A 3,354-nucleotide genomic window follows, 5' to 3' on the forward strand; every position below is an offset into this window, starting at 1 on the left:
TGCAGGTGCAGGTGCAGGGGCAGGGGGGTCAATGGTTGGAGCAGGTGCAGGGGCAGGGGCAGGGGCAGGGGCAGGGGCAGGGGCAGGGGCAGGGGCAGGGGCAGGGGGGTCAATGGTCAAGCCCAGTTCTTGGGCGGCTGCGACGAGCCGGAGTTGGGGCATGTTGCGCGGCGCGGAAAAGCGGTCGGTGATGGTGGGTTTGTCGGATGTTTGAATGGCCTTTTCGATGTCGGCCAAAGTGGCCTTGGGCTTGAGTTGACGCAAAACGGTGACCGCGCCCGATACGAAAGCCGTGGCCGGCGATGTACCGGCACCTGTGACCCAAGCGTCAAGCATGTTGGGGTTGAGGCTGGTGGTCGGCCAGCTGTAAAGGTCACCTCGGTCACCGCCTTGGGCAAAGACTTTGATTTGGGGCGACACATTGCTGTAACTGGCGATTTTTTCATTCCCAAGTTGCGTCGCGCCCACGGCTACAACGTTGCTGACGCAGGCGGGGAATGCGATGGCGTTGTCCTGTGTTTCGTTGCCAGCGGCAGCAATGGGCAGCACACCTTGGGCGCGCAGCCTTGCAAAGGCGGTTTTGAACAGACTGGCGGTGTAGTCGGCGTCACAGGCAGTGGAGTAACTCCCCCCGCCCAGACTCATGTTGACAGCGGCAATGCGCGGCAAATTGTTGGCATTGCGCCGTTCGGCCTCGGTGCTGAGCCATTCGATGGACCGTAACAGGTCGCCAGAGTTGGCGTAAATGTTGGCCCGCCCAGCGCTGATGCCGCCGGTGAAGACTTGGATGGGCAAAATGCTGGCGCTGCGGGCCACGCCCCCGGCACTGGCGCCGTTGCTGGGGTTGCTGTAGTTCATGGCGGCAACGCCGGCCATGCCGGTGCCATGACCGCAATTGGCGGCTTGGGCTATGCCGCGGTTGTTCACGCCAAAACTGGCGATACAGCTTTGTCCTGCGTTCGCCGATGCGGTGTCAACAGAGCTGCCATTGGGGCAAAAAGTTTGCCCACCGGTGGTGGGCGTGGAAAAACAAGCACCTTGCACCAGCTTGCCTTGCAAGGCCGGGTGATTGAGCTCTACGCCCGAGTCCAGCACGGCGATCACATAACCCTGACCGTCGGCCCGAGTGCCGTTGACGCTGGGCCAAGCGGTTTTGCCGTCAAAACTGAATTGAACTGCACTGTTGATTTTTCTGACCGTGTTGGGGGTGTTTTGCGGTGACAAAGGGGTGTCGGGGTAGACCCCTTTGACCAAGGGCATGCCTGGCAGCAGCTCCAATTCACAGCCACTGAGTTCCAAGCGCACGGCCGCCCCCGAAATGGGCAAATAAGCGTTTTGAATACGCTGTGTGAGTTGCGCCACATCGCAACGGCTGCTGCTGGCTCCCGCTGTGACTGGGCTTTGCGAGGCTTTCATGAGTTGAGCCAAAAAGGCCGTTTGCAGTTCAACTTGCGCTGCGGCGGAGTCGGTCTGCCCGAGGGCGGCTGTGCTGAGCTCAGACGTGTCCAGCTCCACAAACACACCGACAGTGTCTTCAGCATTTTGGGGTTTGATGGGCAGGATTTGCGCTGCCACCGTGGCGTTATTGGCGAGCACAGCAGTCTCGCCACCACCTCCACCGCAAGCGATGAGGGTCAGACTGAGCATCGCCGTCAAGAGCCAAAGAAGATTTCGGTGGAGCATGGGGCTGCGCTTCATGGTGGTGGTCCTGTGTTGGCGTGCGTGGGTTAGAAAATTTTTGAACTAATTAAATATAAAACAATCATAAATAAATTCATAGTAATCTTCAAATCAGTAGGTTATTCAAGAAGTTAGGTACGCCACAGCATCCGCCCAGGCTCCTCAAAATGGCCGCACACCTGCAAATTGGACTGTACTTGCTCTTACCACCACTGGGGCCTTGAGTGGAAGGGGAAATCTACCGCATGGATGTGTCAAGAGAGCCTGCCAATGTGCGCATGCATGACCCATAATGAACTTCTCCCAACTTTGCGAGACACGCCATGGACTGGTTGAACAATTCCATCATGCGCACCCGGGGCGTGGCCCAGGGCCGCACCCTCGACACGCACGAGCTCACCGAAGCCAAGCAGGGCAAGTACCACTACACCATAGGGCCGTACTCGGCGCCGGTGCTGCATGTGCGCCCCGGCGACCGCGTGGTGGTGCAAACGCGTGACGCCTTTGAGGGCAAGGTGAAAACCGAGCAAGACCTGCCCTCGCGCGTGCTGTCCATGCCGTTCGTGAACCCGCAAAACGGCCCCATCATGGTCGAGGGCGCGAGCAAGGGCGATGTGATTGCGGTGTACATCGAATCCATGGCGCCGCGCGGCCCCAACCCACGCGGCACTTGCGCCATGATCCCGCAGTTCGGTGCCTTGAGCGGCACCTCGCTCACCGCACTCTTGGCCGCCGACCTGCCCGAACTGGTGCGCAAGGTCGACGTGGACGAGCAAGGCGTGTACTGGAGCCAGCGCGTCACGCTGCCCTACAAGCCGCACATTGGCACGCTGAGCTGCTCGCCTGAAATCGACTCCATCAACACCCTGACGCCTGACTCCCACGGCGGCAACATGGACCTGCCGGACATGGGGCCGGGCAGCATCACCTACTTGCCGGTGCGCAGCGAAGGCGGGCGTCTTTTTATTGGCGACGCGCACGCCTGCCAGGGCGACGGCGAGGTGTGCGGCACGGCCGTGGAATACGCCAGCACCACCACCATCCATGTGGACCTCATCAAAGGCTGGCAGCTGGAGTGGCCACGGCTGGAGAACGAAGCCATCATCATGGCCATTGGCAGCGCCCGACCGCTGGAAGACGCCACCCGCATCGCCTACAAAGAGCTGATTTTGTGGATGGAGGCCGAGTACGGCTACGACCGCTGGGACGCCTACATGATGCTCAGCCAATGCGGGCAGGTCCGACTGGGCAACTTTGTCGACCCGAAGTACACCGTGGGTGCGGGCATCAGCAAAAAATACTTGGCACCGGCCTGAAGCAGACGCCGTTTAAACAACCCAACACCCTAAAGGAACTCACATGGATCTCGGACTCAAAGGCCTCAGGGCCGTGGTCACTGGCGGCACCAAAGGCATTGGCCGCGCCATTGCGCAAACGCTGGCGGCCGAAGGCGCGCACATTGCCTACTGCGCACGCAATGCCGAAGAAGTGGCCCAAACCGCCAAAGACTTTGCGCCCTACGGCGTGACGGTGTTGGGCCGCGTGGTACACAAGTTCGACACTTCCTGCACGTAAGTGATTGATTCGATTAGAAACCGAGGTCAAACCGCAGACTACAAAACAGGCTTGGCGAGGTCTGATGAGGTCGGCGGTGTCAATTCCAGGGCCGCAAAC

The 3,354-nt window shown here is 60.1% G+C and carries 2 protein-coding genes and 1 pseudogene; 2 read left to right on the forward strand and 1 reads right to left on the reverse strand.

Annotation, left to right across the window (positions count from 1 at the left end):
- The coding region (locus ACIQ39_RS19030; protein WP_396436151.1) for a S8 family peptidase at positions 1–1,698 on the reverse strand (1,698 nt) is incomplete at its 3' end.
- Between the two features lie 305 nt (positions 1,699–2,003).
- Between ACIQ39_RS19030 and ACIQ39_RS19035 the strand changes: the two genes are divergently transcribed.
- Together ACIQ39_RS19035 and ACIQ39_RS19040 are read left to right on the forward strand one after the other, a co-directional pair.
- Positions 2,004–2,996, forward strand: coding sequence for an acetamidase/formamidase family protein (locus ACIQ39_RS19035; RefSeq protein ID WP_396436152.1), 993 nt, complete (start codon positions 2,004–2,006; stop codon positions 2,994–2,996).
- 43 nt (positions 2,997–3,039) lie between these two features.
- Positions 3,040–3,204: pseudogene (locus ACIQ39_RS19040) on the forward strand (SDR family NAD(P)-dependent oxidoreductase); the annotation flags it as partial.
- Between the last annotated feature and the right edge of the window lie 150 nt (positions 3,205–3,354).

Source organism: Limnohabitans sp. (genome assembly GCF_044361645.1).
Classification (GTDB): Bacteria; Pseudomonadota; Gammaproteobacteria; order Burkholderiales; family Burkholderiaceae_C; genus Limnohabitans_A.